17 protein-coding genes are annotated in these 15935 nt (G+C 43.0%); 8 read left to right on the forward strand and 9 right to left on the reverse strand.

Annotated features, from left to right (window positions below; all coding sequences use genetic code 11):
• Positions 1–275: 275 nt before the first annotated feature.
• Positions 276–1694 carry an IctB family putative bicarbonate transporter gene (locus V7K21_RS21270; protein ID WP_335177211.1) on the forward strand — a complete coding sequence of 473 codons (1419 nt, stop codon included), beginning with the start codon at positions 276–278 and terminating at the stop codon, positions 1692–1694.
• Between the two features lie 70 nt (positions 1695–1764).
• Here V7K21_RS21270 and V7K21_RS21275 read toward each other — a convergent pair whose 3' ends face one another.
• Together V7K21_RS21275 and smpB are read right to left on the reverse strand one after the other, a co-directional pair.
• On the reverse strand, positions 1765–2043 hold the full coding sequence (locus tag V7K21_RS21275; RefSeq protein WP_273768299.1) for a WGxxGxxG family protein: 279 nt from the start codon (positions 2041–2043) through the stop codon (positions 1765–1767).
• Between the two features lie 180 nt (positions 2044–2223).
• Entirely contained in the window at positions 2224–2691 is a 468-nt protein-coding gene (smpB, locus tag V7K21_RS21280; protein WP_334998573.1) for an SsrA-binding protein SmpB, read from the reverse strand.
• 912 nt (positions 2692–3603) lie between these two features.
• Between smpB and V7K21_RS21285 the strand changes: the two genes are divergently transcribed.
• Positions 3604–4287, forward strand: a complete 684-nt coding sequence (locus V7K21_RS21285; RefSeq protein ID WP_335177212.1) for a response regulator transcription factor — start codon at positions 3604–3606, stop codon at positions 4285–4287.
• Positions 4288–4349: 62 nt separating this feature from the next.
• On the opposite strand, the gene V7K21_RS21290 is transcribed toward V7K21_RS21285, so the two are convergent.
• The 4 genes from V7K21_RS21290 to murC all read right to left on the reverse strand — a co-directional run bounded on the left by V7K21_RS21290 (position 4350) and on the right by murC (position 8036).
• Positions 4350–4853 carry a low molecular weight protein-tyrosine-phosphatase gene (locus tag V7K21_RS21290; RefSeq protein ID WP_335177213.1) on the reverse strand — a complete coding sequence of 168 codons (504 nt, stop codon included), beginning with the start codon at positions 4851–4853 and terminating at the stop codon, positions 4350–4352.
• A 62-nt stretch (positions 4854–4915) separates the two neighbouring features.
• Positions 4916–5263, reverse strand: coding sequence for a YbaB/EbfC family nucleoid-associated protein (locus tag V7K21_RS21295; protein WP_273768304.1), 348 nt, complete (start codon positions 5261–5263; stop codon positions 4916–4918).
• Positions 5264–5449: 186 nt separating this feature from the next.
• Positions 5450–6445 carry a UDP-N-acetylmuramate dehydrogenase gene (gene murB / locus V7K21_RS21300; RefSeq protein ID WP_335177214.1) on the reverse strand — a complete coding sequence of 332 codons (996 nt, stop codon included), beginning with the start codon at positions 6443–6445 and terminating at the stop codon, positions 5450–5452.
• A gap of 124 nt (positions 6446–6569) precedes the next feature.
• On the reverse strand, positions 6570–8036 hold the full coding sequence (gene murC / locus V7K21_RS21305; protein ID WP_335177215.1) for a UDP-N-acetylmuramate--L-alanine ligase: 1467 nt from the start codon (positions 8034–8036) through the stop codon (positions 6570–6572).
• A 403-nt stretch (positions 8037–8439) separates the two neighbouring features.
• Here murC and nadD point away from each other — a divergent pair, with 403 nt between their 5' ends.
• Positions 8440–9066, forward strand: coding sequence for a nicotinate (nicotinamide) nucleotide adenylyltransferase (gene nadD / locus V7K21_RS21310; protein ID WP_335177216.1), 627 nt, complete (start codon positions 8440–8442; stop codon positions 9064–9066).
• A gap of 116 nt (positions 9067–9182) precedes the next feature.
• On the forward strand, positions 9183–10196 hold the full coding sequence (locus V7K21_RS21315; RefSeq protein WP_335177217.1) for a type I glyceraldehyde-3-phosphate dehydrogenase: 1014 nt from the start codon (positions 9183–9185) through the stop codon (positions 10194–10196).
• Positions 10197–10225: 29 nt separating this feature from the next.
• On the opposite strand, the gene thiL is transcribed toward V7K21_RS21315, so the two are convergent.
• On the reverse strand, positions 10226–11257 hold the full coding sequence (gene thiL, locus V7K21_RS21320; protein ID WP_335177218.1) for a thiamine-phosphate kinase: 1032 nt from the start codon (positions 11255–11257) through the stop codon (positions 10226–10228).
• Between the two features lie 89 nt (positions 11258–11346).
• On the opposite strand from thiL, the gene V7K21_RS21325 reads away from it, so the two are divergent.
• Positions 11347–11928, forward strand: a complete 582-nt coding sequence (locus tag V7K21_RS21325) for a Uma2 family endonuclease (protein ID WP_335177219.1) — start codon at positions 11347–11349, stop codon at positions 11926–11928.
• A gap of 70 nt (positions 11929–11998) precedes the next feature.
• On the opposite strand, the gene V7K21_RS21330 is transcribed toward V7K21_RS21325, so the two are convergent.
• On the reverse strand, positions 11999–13105 hold the full coding sequence (locus V7K21_RS21330; protein ID WP_335177220.1) for a peptidylprolyl isomerase: 1107 nt from the start codon (positions 13103–13105) through the stop codon (positions 11999–12001).
• 308 nt (positions 13106–13413) lie between these two features.
• On the opposite strand from V7K21_RS21330, the gene efp reads away from it, so the two are divergent.
• From efp to V7K21_RS21345, 3 genes are all read left to right on the forward strand, one after another.
• Positions 13414–13971, forward strand: coding sequence for an elongation factor P (efp, locus tag V7K21_RS21335; protein ID WP_273768312.1), 558 nt, complete (start codon positions 13414–13416; stop codon positions 13969–13971).
• Positions 13972–14079: 108 nt separating this feature from the next.
• The gene (gene accB, locus V7K21_RS21340) at positions 14080–14637 is read left to right on the forward strand and encodes an acetyl-CoA carboxylase biotin carboxyl carrier protein (protein ID WP_335177221.1); all 558 of its coding nucleotides are present in this window, start codon (positions 14080–14082) and stop codon (positions 14635–14637) included.
• A gap of 76 nt (positions 14638–14713) precedes the next feature.
• Positions 14714–15061 (forward strand): ArsR/SmtB family transcription factor, encoded by a 348-nt coding sequence (locus V7K21_RS21345; RefSeq protein WP_273768314.1) that lies wholly within the window; start codon positions 14714–14716, stop codon positions 15059–15061.
• Between the two features lie 83 nt (positions 15062–15144).
• Here the strand turns inward: V7K21_RS21345 and V7K21_RS21350 are convergent, their stop codons facing one another.
• On the reverse strand, positions 15145–15759 hold the full coding sequence (locus V7K21_RS21350; protein WP_335177222.1) for a GerMN domain-containing protein: 615 nt from the start codon (positions 15757–15759) through the stop codon (positions 15145–15147).
• Between the last annotated feature and the right edge of the window lie 176 nt (positions 15760–15935).

The following is a 15935-nucleotide window of genomic DNA, read 5'->3' on the forward strand; positions in this document are numbered from 1 at the left end:
ATAGGGGATAGGAAAAGATAAATTCATACTTGAGTTGTGTACTAAGTACGTGAAGGGTTAATCAACAGTAGTTAAAAAGCTAACAATTACTGACATTTATTCACTTTCGCATTAGAGAAAAGCAGGGAGCTTTAGATTATAGGTGGTAGGCTGATACCCATAAGTAAGAGCATCATCACTAAATTGCAATCTAGATTATTACCTTTTTATAGCCATACGCATTATGATCAATTCCAAGTTCTGCGTCGGCAGGCTAATTGATCGCAATGTTTTTTATGAATTTAGTCTGGCAACGATTTACTTTATCATCTTTACCGCTCAAAGAATATCTTGCTAGCAGTTACGTACACCGTTCTTTGGTGGGACTGTTAAGTTCTTGGCGGCAAACCAGCGTCTTGATTCAGTGGGGAGATGCGATCGCAGCGGCTTTACTCAGTTTAGTATATGCGCTTGCACCTTTTGCTTCGAGTACATTAGTAGGCTTGTTGCTAATGGCTTGTGTGGTATTTTGGCTGTTGTTGACTTTATCTGATGAAGCAACACCAGCAAATGTCTCGTCAGTCACTCCCATTCACTTGCTGATATTGCTTTACTGGGGAGTTGCCGCAGTCGCAACAGCATCATCACCAGTGAAAAAAGCGGCACTTAACGGCTTGGGAACCTTGACCTTGTATTTGCTACTATTCGTCCTTTGTGCCAGGGTATTAAGGTTACCTCGCCTCCGTTCTTGGATTATCATCCTTTATCTACACGTATCGTTAATTGTTAGTGTATATGGGTTGCGGCAATGGTTTTTTGGAGCCACAGCACTGGCGACTTGGGTCGATCCAGAATCTCCTCTTTCTAAGACTACAAGAGTCTACAGTTATTTAGGCAATCCCAACTTATTGGCTGGATACCTCTTACCAGCAGTAATTTTTAGCTTAGTGGCAATTTTTGCATGGCAAAGCTGGCCTAAAAAAGCTCTTGGGTTAACGATGCTAATTGTCAATAGTTCCTGCCTAATTCTGACTTTTAGTCGTGGCGGTTGGATTGGACTAGTGGTGTCAGTTTTAGCTGTGATGGCTTTGCTAATTTATTGGAAAAGCGACCAAATGCCTCGTTTTTGGCGTACTTGGTCACTACCGATTGTCTTGGGGAGTTTGATCGGGGTATTAATACTAGCAGTGATATTTGTAGAGCCAGTCCGCCTGCGAGTATTCAGTATTTTTGCCGACCGTCAAGATAGCAGTAATAATTTTCGCCGAAATGTGTGGGATGCTGTCTTTGAGATGATTCGCAATCGCCCGATTTTCGGCATTGGCCCTGGTCACAACTCTTTTAATCAAGTTTATCCCCTCTACCAACGCCCTCGTTACACTGCTTTAAGTGCCTATTCAATTTTGTTTGAAGTGACTGTAGAAACTGGCTTTGTTGGTTTAGCTTGCTTCCTCTGGCTAATAATTGTCACATTTAATACGGCATTACTACAAGTGCGACGATTGCGACGATTGAGAAGTGGAGAGGGGTTTTGGTTAATTGGGGCGATCGCTATTTTGTTGGGTATGCTAGCTCACGGCACCGTAGATACTGTTTGGTATCGTCCTGAGGTCAATACTCTTTGGTGGCTCATCGTTGCCTTGATTGCCAGCTATTGGACACCTTTAGCTCAAAACCAGATAAGTTCAACTAACTCAGAACCAGCAATAAACTAACATCAATAAGTTGTCAGTTGTTGTCTTACTGAACAACTGACAACTTTTAAATTTTGAATTGTCTAATTGTCTAATCTCTGTAGGTAGTGGCACTTGGGGCATTAGGGTCGCGATAAGCAGTCGGTTGAGGATCGCGCTTTTTGCCAGCCAACCCAGCTAGACCAAATAAACCAATCAATCCTAACCAACCCCAATTAAAATCGTTGCGCTCATTAGTGGTTGTTGTTGGAGCAGTAGTGGCCCCAGAGTCATTAGTTGTCTGAGCTTGTGCAGATAGAGTTAAGGGTAAAATTCCCATACTCAAGCTGAGAACGCCAGCTCCAACAAATGTAATGAAATTACTTTTCATAAATCTGAAAATTCCTGATGCCATCCGAAGTTACTCACCACTGTATCGAGTCTCAACCTTAACAGAATCAATCTGCGGCTATAAACTAGGCATTTTCAGAACTCACGCTGTAGACATACAACATAATTTTCACAGCAATCAGTTTCTCACTCTTACTATGGTAGTTTAGCAAACCGATCCTCAATAGCTTTTCATAGCCCGTTGAATGTCACGCTGGTCTTGGCGTCGTTTCAGGTCTTCTCGCTTATCGTGGAGCTTTTTACCTTTGCCAAGGGCTATACTCACTTTTACCCAGCCTCGTTTGAGATACATTTTCAAAGGGATTAAAGTTAAACCCTGTTGTTCTACTTTACCAATTAGCTTGCGGAGTTCTTGGCGATGCAGTAGCAGCTTGCGTGTACGGCGTGGTTCATGATTAAAATATTGTCCACTAGCGTTGTAAGGTGAGATATGCACATTGATCAACCATGCTTCACCATTGCGAAGTAAAGCATAGCCATCTTGAAGATTGACTTTACCCGCACGAATCGACTTCACCTCAGTTCCTGTCAATTCAATTCCAGCTTCGTAAGTTTCCAGAATTTCATACAAATAACGGGCTTGGCGGTTGTCGCTAATAACTTTGTAACCTTCGTTTTTGTCGCTCATTGATAATTTTTTGTGCTTTAAATGTACGTGAACTACCTACACTTCTTTTAACGATTCACTAGAATATTCAATATAAGCCAAGTCCTCCTTAATAATAGGAAGCTGTTTTTTCTGAGAGGAGAAATTGGGATTATTCCTCAGTTCTGGTAAGAGCAAACAAGGCGACAAGCATTGACACTCTTGCAGTTATTTCTCCACCAATTAAATTTATCACCTAGTTTATTGTTGTACTAGTATCGGCAAACTTACAACTAACTATTCAGTTCTAGTTTTTGATTGGTATTCCAGTAAGCGCGATACTGGTAATTCAGTAACATCCTAGCTTTTGTTTTTAGGCCCTGTTGGCATTTTAGACAGAGGGTAATTATAGCAGAGTTCCCAAAAATATTATAAAAAAATATTTGGATTGGCTTCTAAAATATAGGGTATATCTTATAACTGCTATAAATGCTGAACTGTATATCACTAATTTAACTTTTCTAAGTTCGTAATTAAAAGTTTTTTGGCAACTTTAATTTACCTGGAGCCAATAATCATTAGTGATTAGCTAAAAACTAATCATAAAGGATAAAAGATAAAAGATATTTATTCTTACTTCGCTTTGAGAAAATTATTAATTATGTCAATATTAATTTACACTATAGTGAGTATTTGCTCTGCCTTATTGATGAATTGTTACAAATTACAAAGCTTTCTGTGCCTCCCCAGCACAGTAAGTGAAAGGTGAGTTAAAATCGCTAACCCTTCATGAAGATTTAGATTTCCTTTATAAATCAACTCTGAAGGCATTCATTAGCTAATAATCCTGTCATAGGATGAAACATAAGAACACTATTCTTGCCTGTGTTCACTGATGGAGTACGTAGAAGAAAATAAATTTACAAGTAAAAAAATGCTAGGGGTGTATTGTCTATGCCCTTGACGATCCTTGTAGTGGATGATGATTTGGGCACTCGTCTGTATGTTAGCGACTATCTTGAACTGTCTGGCTACTCGGTGATTACGGCTAATGACGGTCAAGAGGCTTTGGTTATGGTGGATGAGTATCATCCGGATTTGATTGTCACGGATATCGCCATGCCACAGATGAATGGCTACGAACTAGTGCGTCGGGTGCGTCAAAAACCAGTATTTCGGTTATTGCCTGTAATTTTATTAACAGCCCGAATTAAGACCCAGGAAAGAATTATGGGCTACCAGTCAGGGTGCGATTTATACTTACCTAAACCTTTTGAACTGGAAGAGTTAGCAGCAGCAATCCGTAATCTTTTGGAGCGATCGCAAATCATTCAATCAGAGTACCGCTTTTCTCATAAAGATAGTTTGGGTCTTTCCACCTCGACAAAAGCAGTGGACGCCCATAATTCTTTGTCCACTCAAATTCAGAAATCCCACTTGCACTCATCCCTAACTCATAGAGAACAGCAAGTCTTAGAGTTATTGACTCATGGTCTTTCTAATGCCGATATAGGTCATCAGCTATATCTGAGTCCTCGAACAGTGGAAAAGTATGTTAGCAGTTTATTGAGAAAAACTTCAACTAGCAACCGAGCGGAATTAGTACGTTTTGCAATTAAGCATGGTCTGGTGGAATAAAAAAAGTGAGGAGTTAGAAGTTATGAGTCAGGAATTAAAACTCCTAACTCCTAATTCCTAACTCATAACTCATAACTCATAACTTTTGTAAGCAGACCTTCACAAGCATCGATCAGTAAATCAATAACTTGATTAAATCCCTGTTGACCACCGTAATAGGGATCTGGAACTTCCTTTAAAGTGTGTCGAGAGCAAAACTCGCACATCAAACGCACTTTATACTGATATTGTTTAGTTTGATCAAGACTGAGGATGTTCTCATAATTTTCTTGATCCATCGCCAAAATCAAATCAAAGTCTTGAAAATCTGACTCTTGAAACTGGCGGGCTCGACCACGCAGTTTAATTCCCAACTTTGTAGCAGCCGCAGCACTCATGCGTCTGTCAGGTGGGCTACCAATGTGATAACTAGATGTACCAGCAGAGTCACAAAGGATGCGGACACCTTTGGGATCGACACAGCTATCGCTCAAGCCAGCCTGCTCAATTAGATGATTCATGATGTTTTCTGCCGATGGCGATCGGCAGATGTTACCTAAGCAGACAAATAGCAACTTGTAAGCCATAGATATTTTTTGCCTTTTGTCAAAAGTCAAAAGTCATTAGACCAATGACCAATGACTTTTGACTAAAATCCAGGAAGTTCCAGTCCACTGGTCAATTCTTCCATACGTTCCCGCATTGTTGCAGTGGATTTGGTATAGGCTTCTTTCATTGCCACTGTCACCAGATCAGAAAGTACTTCTGCACCTTCGGCTAAAGCATCTGGAGAAATTTCCACCCGCTTGGGTTCTTGGTTACCACTGACAATCACCTTCACCAGACCACCGCCAGATTCTCCTTGAATCTCCATTTGCTCCAATTCTTCTTGAAGTCGCTTTGCGCCTTCTTGAACTTGTTGGGCTTTCTTAAAAGCTTCGGCCAGTTCCTTCATTTTTCCTAAGCCAAAGCCGAATCCCTGTCCTTTTCCTGTCATAATTAGTTGTACGCTTATACGTTGAATAACAAATCAAATTCAATTATAGATGCGGTAAGTAATTTGCCTCTTTTTTTACCAATAATTAATGCATTCTAGCATTGGGCATTGGGCATTGGTTACACCTCATCTCCCTCATCTTTCCAGTTCCAAATCCCCAACGCTCCATTTCCGAGATTCAAAGTTTCAAGCTGCTTGAAACTCTCCAAGCATTTTGACTTCTGGCTCTAACCGAATAGACCAACGTTCTTGTACCTGATGTTGGATGTGACTAATGAGACAGAAGATGTCACTAGCTTTTGCCCCACCACGATTAACGATAAAATTAGCATGGAGTAGTGCTACTTGAGCTCCGCCAATTTGGTAGCCTTTGAGACCAGTTTGTTCAATTAACCAGCCTGCGGTGTAAGGTTTTGGATTGCGGAACACACTGCCACAACTGGGGAAGTTGTATGGTTGGGTGTTCAACCGATGCTTTTTGTGTTGTTTGGTGATTGCTACAACTTTTGCTGGCTCCGCACCTGGCGCGAGTTGTAAGGTGGCTTGGGTGACTATGCGATCGCCACCTTGCAATAATGAAGTCCGGTAACTATAACTTAACTGTTCCGGGGTAATAGTTTCTAGCGTCCCATCGGGTGAAAGTACCTGGGCACTAACTAACATATCTGCGATACAGCTATTATGTGCCCCTGCATTCATCACCACGGCACCTCCGACTGTTCCAGGGATGCCAACAGCCCACTCCAATCCTTGCCACCCTAATTCTGCTGCCGCCAATGCTAGGCTGGGAATTGATTCTCCGGCAGCAACGGTTAATTGACCTGTCTCTGGGTCAAAGTGGCTGAAGCGGAGATGACGAGTAGCAATGACTAAGCCTGATATACCACCATCGCTTACCAGCAAGTTAGAACCTGCTCCCAGTGTTGTCACCTTTAAATTACGTTCTTTTGCGTATTTAAGACTTGCTTGCAGTGCTTCTAAGTTTCGGGGGGCAACGTATAAATCAGCTGCTCCTCCAACTCTATAGGAAGTGAATCCTGACAAAGAAGCCTGGGACTTGATCGCACAATCAGTACTGGGTAAGTAAATTACTTCGCTCTCCACTGAATTAGCTGTTTGATGTTTCTTTGTATTCAAAGCAGGAACTGTACAGACGTTTCCAGCTGCCTGGGAAATGGTCATCTTTACTTTGTTTTGGTAAAATTTTTACATTAATTTACCGCCAAGACACGGTAATATAATTCACAGATGAAACCGTTGCTAGAGGGGCACTTTGTTTGGAAATAAAACTTCGCAAAGTATCCACTTAGTAGGATGTGGCTTTAGCCGGTTCACAGAGTGTCGTAATCACTTCAGGAATTACCTGGTTCAAATTTCCAGCTCCCAAAAACAGCGCCAAGTCTCCTGGGCGTAGTGTTTGTAGCAAGTACTCACACACTGCAAGTAAAGTTGGTTGATAAACTACCTGCGAATGCTGTTTAGCGATTTCCGCCGCTAGATGTTCACCACTAATTTGCCCTAAATTGGGTTCGCCTGCACTGTAAATATCAGTCAGCACAACCAAATCAGCATAGGTAAAGGACTCGGCAAATTCTTCTAAAAAGGTCAGTGTCCGGCTATAGCGATGGGGTTGGAAGATGGCAACCACTCTTTGCCCTGGTCTTGCCTGTAAGCGTGCAGCAGCCAGAGTAGCACGAATCTCGCTGGGGTGATGAGCATAGTCATCGATGAAGGTAATACCATCAACTTCACCTCGGAACTCAAAGCGTCGTCTTGCTCCTTCAAAGGTGGCGATACCTTTGGCAATTGCTCCAAATTCTAAGCCCAAGGCGCGACCAACAGCTACTGCGGCTAGGGCATTGCTGAGATTGTGCCGACTGAGCAACCGCAACGTCAACACGCCCAAAGCTTTGCCTCTTTCCCAAACTAAAGCCGTGGTACCATCAGCACGATAATCAATATTGGTAACGGTGTAATCGGCGTCTGTATCTGAGTGTAAGCTGTAGGTAATTGTGGGTTGCAAGCGATCGCGCACTGTAGCACAGTCAATGCTACCTATTAACGTTTTACAACCCTTAGCAAATGTCTGGAAGATGTCAATGACTTCTTCTAATGTATCGTAATGGTCAGGATGATCGAGTTCAATATTGGTGATGATGCCAATTTCGGGAGCGTGTTTTACCAAAGAACCATCAGATTCATCTGCTTCGGCCACTAAATATTGGCTTTGTCCTAATCGAGCATTACCTTCCCAAGCATTGACTTCGCCACCCACTAAAATTGTTGGATCTAGACCTGCTTCCAGAAGCATATAGCCAATCATGCTACTGGTTGTAGTTTTGCCGTGTGTTCCTGCCACTGCAATACTGTAGTAATCGGAAATTAAGGCGGCTAGTACATCTGAACGATGTAAAATTGGACAACCTAATTCCAGCGCTGCTTTGTATTCTAAATTATTCGTGTTAATTGCTGTTGAACAAATGACTTGAGGTAGTTTTGACTTAGTGGCAGTAGGTAATTGTTCTTGTGAATTTAATACTACTGCATTCGCCAATACCTGAGGGCGAAATAATTCGAGATTGCTTGCCTCTTGTCTACCAAAAATATGAGCACCAATAGATTCCAATTTGTGCGTAATGTGATTGGGACGAAGATCCGAACCTGATACTGGAAATTGACGCTTGGTAAGAACGTATGCCAGAGCAGACATACCTATGCCGCCGATGCCAATGAAATGAAATGGTCTACCACTAAAATCTACAGAATTAGTCATTTATTGCTCCTCTTACACCACACCACACCATAATCACAAATGACACGCGTATCATAACAGGAATTTGATTTTTACCGTAACTGCTCCTATCTTATGTTCATGTTTAATGCCCAGATTACCTTTGTACTCTGGTTTTGCTGGTTGAGAATGATTTTACCTTGGTTGGAGGTTTTTGCTATTTCTGAATTGTTCTTAAGATTATTCTCAAAATTTTGGTCACATCGGGAAAGAAATTCTTGTAATGTCAAATACATATTTTTGGCTACCTTACTGGAATTGGCTACATAATACATTGTTTAGTGAAACTGATTTTAAATTGCGTCAAGTCTAGGCGTGAATTGACTACAATAGTACATTGGTAATGAAACTATTTTTCAATTGCATAAAACCCAAGCATAACTGGATGCAGCAACTAGCAATTTTTGGTGGCACATTTGATCCAATTCATTGGGGACACCTGCTCGTAGCTGAGACAGCAATACAAGAAGTATCCCTTGAAAAGGTAATTTGGGTGCCATCCCTAAATCCTCCTCATAAAGAAGCAGCTTTGTTTGAGCATCGTGTGGAAATGCTGCAATTAGCCATAAAAGACAACCTAGCGTTTACTGTCTCACTAGTGGAGGCAAATCGCTCTGGGACTTCCTATGCCATTAACACCCTGATCGACTTATCTGCTTCTTACCTAAATACTCACTGGTACTGGATTGTAGGCTTGGATACTTTCCAAACCTTACCCCGTTGGTACCGTGGACACGAACTAGCACAAATGTGTGATTGGTTAATCGCACCCCGACTGCTAGGTGGTGAGACTATAACTCAAAGCAAATTAATCTGCAAGCAAGTGGAGCAACAACTCAGGGAGCAGTCTTTCACCATTCACTGGCAACTCTTAAATATACCTTTAGTAGGAGTTTCGTCAAGTCTAATTCGCAAACTTTGCCGCAAACACCAGTCAATTCGTTATTTAGTCCCAGAATCGGTCAGATCATATATCACTAACAACAATCTCTACTCGAATAAATCTGAATAAATTATGTTTTTTTTTATTGATCTAACAGTTTATGGTTATTATTGCTCCCCCCCTTTGCGATATGATTGGGGTCAACGATATCAACATATAAGCATAAATACAGAGGGCAAGACACTGTGATTAGAGTTGCAATCAACGGTTTCGGGCGGATTGGACGTAACTTTGCGCGCTGCTGGGTGGGTAGAGAGAATAGTAAAATCGACCTTGTGGCTATTAATGACACGTCAGACCCTAGAACCAATGCTCATCTGCTGAAGTATGACTCGATGCTAGGGAAGATCAAGGATGCTGAGATTAGTGCCGATGATAACTCTATCATCGTTAACGGTAAGACCATTAAGTGCGTATCCGATCGCAACCCAGAAAAGTTGCCTTGGAAAGATTGGGGAATTGACCTAATTATCGAAGCAACGGGGGTGTTTACTAGTAAAGAAGGAGCGCTGAAGCATGTGAATGCTGGAGCTAAGAAAGTTCTGATTACCGCTCCTGGTAAAAACGAGGATGGCACTTTTGTGATTGGTGTGAATCATCACGACTATGATCACAACATACACAACATTATCAGTAACGCTAGCTGTACTACCAATTGCTTGGCGCCGATCGCCAAGGTGTTGAACGATAAGTTCGGCATCATCAAAGGTACGATGACCACCACCCATAGCTATACAGGTGACCAACGCTTGCTAGACGCTTCTCACCGGGATTTGCGACGGGCGAGGGCAGCAGCGATCAATATTGTACCTACCTCCACTGGTGCAGCAAAAGCAGTGGCACTGGTTATCCCAGACCTCAAAGGCAAGCTAAATGGTGTTGCCTTACGTGTACCTACCCCGAACGTCTCAATGGTAGATTTCGTAGTTCAGGTTGAGAAGCGTACTATTACTGAAGAAGTTAACCAAGCTTTCAAAGATGCTGCCGAAGGTTCATTCAAAGGTATTTTGGACTATAGCGATCTAGAACTGGTATCTTCCGATTATCAAGGTAGTGATGCTTCTTCGATTGTTGATGCCAGCTTGACTTTAGTTATGGGCAATGACTTAGTAAAAGTTATGGCGTGGTATGACAACGAGTGGGGTTACAGCCAACGAGTCTTGGATTTGGCAGAATTGGTAGCCCAGAAGTGGGTTTAATTAAAGAGTTAGGAGTGAGGAGTTAAAGCTCATAACTCATAACTTTTGAAGTGTTGAAATCCCTGGCTAAGACTTAGAACTTGGTCAGGGAATTTTTTTTCTTCGTCGTGAAATAGTACTGTTGATCCGGGCGTAATCTTGCCCACGATCGCAGCCCTCTCACCAAGATGTTGCACCAAGGCTAATGCTGGCTCTTGTGGCAAACACAGCACTAATTCAAAGTCTTCGCCACCGTATAAAGTATATTTTAGCGCTTGCTCTGGTGTCAGCCAATGGTCAAAAGCTGCTGGGAAGGAAATTTGTCTGCGTTCTAGCACAGCGCCAACGCCACTGGCACGGCAAATTTGGATAATCGCATCCGCCAAACCATCGCTGCTATCCATACCAGCAATGGGCATCGGGCATGGGGATGCTAAGATTTTCCAGAGGATTGGTAAGACATCTAACCGTGGCTGTGGGCGTTGGTGTGCGCGGATTAGAGCCGTCTTTTCTTCGTTGTTGAGGTTTTGTCCCAATTCGGGATGTAAGAGTAATTCTAAGCCAGCGTGGGAGGCTCCATGAACACCTGTAACGACGATCGCATCCCCGACAACAGCAGCAGAACGGCGGATAATTTGACTTGGGTTAACTTGACCAAAAGCGGTAATTGCCAGAGTAATTACAGGCGATCGCACAATATCACCCCCGACAATTGAGGTATTGTATTTTTGCAGGCATTCTGTCATTCCCTGGTATAGTCGCTCAACCCAACTCACCCTAACTTCACCGGGGAGTCCCAACCCGACGGTGATTCCCAACGGGGAAGCACCCATTGCTGCTAAATCTGATAAATTGGCAGCAGCAGCTCGCCAACCAGCATCTTCCGGGGAAGTGGTGACATTGCTAAAATGCACGCCATCAACCAGCACATCTGTAGTCACCATCAAAGATTGCTCTGGTGCAGTCACAAGTACTGCTGCATCATCTCCAATAATTTCTGAAGCACAGAAGCGCTGCAATCTTTCTAAAAGACCTTGTTCTCCAATATCTTGTACTTGTAGGGAAGATAATTCACTGTTCACAATCGGTTTTCCGTGTTGCAAAATTACTAAGAAAACTGATGATTTGCTTTACTGTTTAATATAAAAGTATCGTATAGGAGTCAGTTGGGATGGTAACAACACCAGTAACCAGCATCACATTTGAGGAATACTTAACCTATGATGATGGTAACGATTTTCATTATGAACTGGTGGATGGCAAGCTGGAGCTAATAAACCCACTGACTATTCAACATTTCCTGATTGTGGATTTTTTGGATACTGCCCTGAAAGCAGAAATCAAACGTTGTAACTCTACTTGGCTGTGTTTTCGGGAAAGCGGGGTGAGAACGGGTAGAAATAAATCTAGGTTAACTGATTTGTGTGTAGTGACACTGGAGCAAGCTAGAGAATTGTTGAATGCCTCAGCAGTATTTGAGTCACCTCCGTTACTAATTGTCGAGGTGGTCAGTCCAGAATCGCTGAAACGGGATTATCGTCATAAACGCTCCGAATATGCAGCCTTAGAGGTTCCTGAATATTGGATTGTAGACCCTTTAGAAGCCAAAGTTTCAGTATTACTACTGGAAGACGGATTTTATGAAAAAACAATTTTTACTGCCAATGAGCAAATTGGAGCACGGACTTTTCCAGAATTAGTGATCGCAGTTGATCAGGTGTTCACCTCTGGGAATCTGAGTCAGGGGAGTTAGGAGTTAGAAATTAAGAGTTAGTAATTATTCTCCCTCATCTGCCTAATCTCCTATTTCCCCTGCTCTTCTCTTATGCTGCTTGCGGCTCAACCAGATTTTCTATTCCCTGAACCACAGTTGCCGATTCAATTTTGTCACCCGCCTTCAGTTTATCTAAAATTTCTCTGCCTTCGGTGAGATAGCCAAAAACGGCATAACGGCCATCCAATAGGTTGCGTCCGGCGGGGGTGAGTTCTGGTTCAAACAGAAAAAAGAAAAATTGTGATGAACCACCATTTACTTCACTTTCGGGACGAGCCATCACCACTGCACCAAAAGCAGAGAAAGGCAAAACTGGCATATCGATATAACGACCAGCTTCTTCTAGTGTAATACCATAGGTAGGTGCTCTATCACCCTGAACTAAGACTTCTAAGGGAATGGCGCGATATTTGCCCGTGTTTGGATCAATGAAACCCACGTCTTTGCCGGCTGGATCTCCAGTTTGCAGAAAGTAAGATTCTTCAGAACGGGTAAACTCTAAACCATTATAAAAACCCCTCTGCACCAAATCTACAAAATTACCAGCAGTGACAGGGGCGCTATAACCGTCCACTACGAGGGTCAAATCGCCTTTATTGGTTTTGAATTCTACAGTAGCACGACCTTTAAGTTGTGGTAGGTTACTGTACTGGGCAGGTACTTCAAAGGGGAATTCTTTCACCATTGACTCTTCTAACCCAGTTATAAGATTCAGAAGTTTGCCTCTGTCTTGCAGAATTTGTTCTTTATCTTTGCTGTCTGCCAATTGTTGCAATTTACCCACCCCAGATTTTAATTCGGTAATCCAAGCTTCAGCTTGGGGTTGGCGTTCTTCGGGAACGCTTGTTAATATTTGAGAGGGTTTATCGAGAATGCGGGATGCTTTGCTGATGTCTTTAGAAATAGCACCCCACCGCCGATTCGCCCGCAGTTGGGCAGAGATGTCCTCTAGACTGGCTTGTAGTTCCCGTACAGGTTTGTTATCTATCGGGAGTGCATACCGCAACAGAGCCTTGCCATCGGTAATTGCGTTGCCGGCTGGCAACGCGGCGCTACTGGAGGGAGTCCACCCAGCTGTAGTTATGCCTAAAAATATTGTTACCAGCAATATTGCCATTAGGCTGTTCTTCAGCCAGGATTTTAATAGGTTAGACATGGGATAACTCAAATGCAGCATTAAATTGTTGACTGGACGTAACCCATCAATCATCTTCCCACAGTAAGAGTGCTGTTAGCGATAACGGGGCGTTTAGCCTGTGCTGGGTGCTGAGTCAAAATTAAATGCAAAGAGCTAGATTAGCAGATGGGAAGCTAAGAAAGAGTGGGGAGTAGGGAGTAGCAAGACAAGGGGGACAAAAAGAATAACCCACGCCAATGCCCAATACCCAATGACTAAATAATAACTAATTACCCCGCTTGAAGGGTACAATAAATGCCGATTGTCTTCCAAAATTTGAAAGTTTCATGATCTCCAGTAACGATTTTCGACCTGGTGTTTCAATTGTATTAGACGGGTCTGTATGGCGAGTGCTCGAATTCCTCCACGTTAAGCCAGGCAAAGGTTCTGCCTTTGTACGTACCAAACTGAGAAATGTTCAGAGTGGGAACGTGATGGAAAAAACGTTCCGAGCAGGTGAAACATTGCCGCAAGCTACTCTGGAAAAAAGCACAATGCAGCATACCTATAAAGAGGGCGATGAGTTTGTCTTTATGGATATGGAAACATACGAAGAAGGCAGATTGAGCGTAACGCAGATTGGCGATCGCATAAAATACCTCAAAGAAGGTATGGAAGTCAGCGTCATCCGTTGGGGCGAGCAAGTGCTTGAAGTGGAACTGCCCAATTCTGTGGTTCTAGAAATAGTGCAAACAGACCCAGGTGTTAAAGGTGACACGGCTACAGGTGGTACAAAACCAGCAATTGTGGAAACTGGGGCAACTGTGATGGTTCCCTTGTTTATCACCCAAGGAGAACGCATCAAGATTGATACGCGTGAGGATAAATACTTAGGCAGGGAATAACTTTCATCTCCACGAGATGCTTGCTGCTGATTTAAATCCCTACATAGGGATTAAATCCCTGCCACACTTAAGATGCTCATTTACGGATAGGTCGAGGTAATAAAAACTGTGCCATTGGACTTTAATGAAATCCGCCAACTACTGGCAACTATCGCACAAACAGATATTGTAGAAGTTACACTCAAAAGCGATAACTTTGAACTAACAGTCCGTAAGGCTGTGAGTGTCAGCAATCAGGTGTTGTCGGCAGGTCAAGCGACTTTAGGCGGTGTGGTAGGTTCGGGATTGACATCGGGTTCATCTGGGGCAAATCAGGTCACCACGAGTCCGGTAACGGAGGTGGCCACAGGTCGCGTATTTGAGAATACTGGAACTGGGACACAATTACATCTGTCAGTAAATCTTCCCTCAATCATTGACCAGAGATTAGTAGAAGTGCCTTCCCCAATGGTGGGAACGTTTTATCGCGCTCCAGCACCGGGGGAAGCGGCATTTGTGGAAGTGGGCGATCGCATCCGCAAGGGTCAAACAGTCTGTATCATTGAGGCTATGAAGCTGATGAATGAAATCGAAGCCGAAGTCTCTGGACAGGTGATGGAAATTCTCCTCCAAAATGGTGACGCTGTAGAATATGGTCAACCTTTGATGCGAATTAACCCTGATTAAGTATTAATCTATATATGAAATGAGTCATCTCAAATGAGTCATCGTTAAAACTTTCAGTCCTTGCGGGTTAATCCTGATGAAACAAACGTTGCCTTTACCGCCAGAAGTGGTGCAACAAGTAGCTGAATACTTCAGCCTGTTAAGTGAGCCGATGCGCCTGCGGCTGCTCCACTTATTACGGGATGAAGAAAAATGCGTGCAAGAATTGGTAGAGGCAACCCAGACTTCTCAGGCAAATGTGTCAAAACACCTGAAGGTAATGTGGCAAGCAGGTATCCTTAGCCGCCGCAGTGAAGGAACTTGCGCCTATTACCGGGTGGAAGATCAAATGATTTTTGATTTGTGTAATCGGGTTTGCGATCGCCTCGCCACAAGGTTAGAACAGCAAGCCCGTAATTTTCGTGTGTTAAATGGTAATCGGTAAGCTTAATAAGAGTTATGAGTTATGAGTTAAAACTCCTCACTCCTGCACAGACGCGATTAATCGCGTCTCTACTCCTAACTTTTCTAAAGCGGATAATTTTTCTGAAAGCTTTCACGAGTTAATGGCTGTTCTAACTCTAGACCCTCACCACCTAAAACATCCAACGGTTTGCCGTTCACGTCAATGTACACCTTGGCTTTAGGATTTAAAGTTGTCGCAGTATAAACAACTTGTCCCACGCGACCGATCATTGAGGTGCTACCACCACCGCTGGTAAAATCTTCAGATAAATTAACGTGAACCTCGTTATTTTCTGACTTCAAACCCAAGAGTTTGGTTGATTTAGGGATTGTTGTTGAATCTGTCCCTCCTGTTGGTGGGCCTGCTAACAAACTTTGAAAAGCTGCTTTTAAAGGCTGGTTGGGTAGTACAGAAGCCACTTGAACAGGCTGGGGAACCAAAGCAATATTTTTCTCCTTTGGTCTTAGCCAATAAACGTTAGGCGTTTGCTCATTAACTGGCTGCCTAGTTGATGGCTGTACTGGTTGAGCGATCTGTTGAGAGGGGTTTGACGGTATGGGAGTATTACTGGAGTGGGAAGTAAACCAAGCTACGCCGCCACCCACCGCTACAACCACTGCTGACACGGCTGCAATTGCGCCTGAAGAAATACGATTAGATCCTTGTTGGTCTTTCATGTTCAAAACCTTCCTGACTGAGGGCTGATATGGGAGTTATGTGAGGAGCAGCCTGGTTAAAGACGATACTTATAAGTGGAGAGTTTCCCACAACTTGGAGGAGGCTTGATGCATCAAAATACAATTATTTTTAATTCTGCAAGTCCCTTATTCAATTCTAGAATTTTTACTTCTAA

This window comes from Nostoc sp. (assembly GCF_036919595.1).
GTDB lineage: Bacteria > Cyanobacteriota > Cyanobacteriia > Cyanobacteriales > Nostocaceae > Nostoc.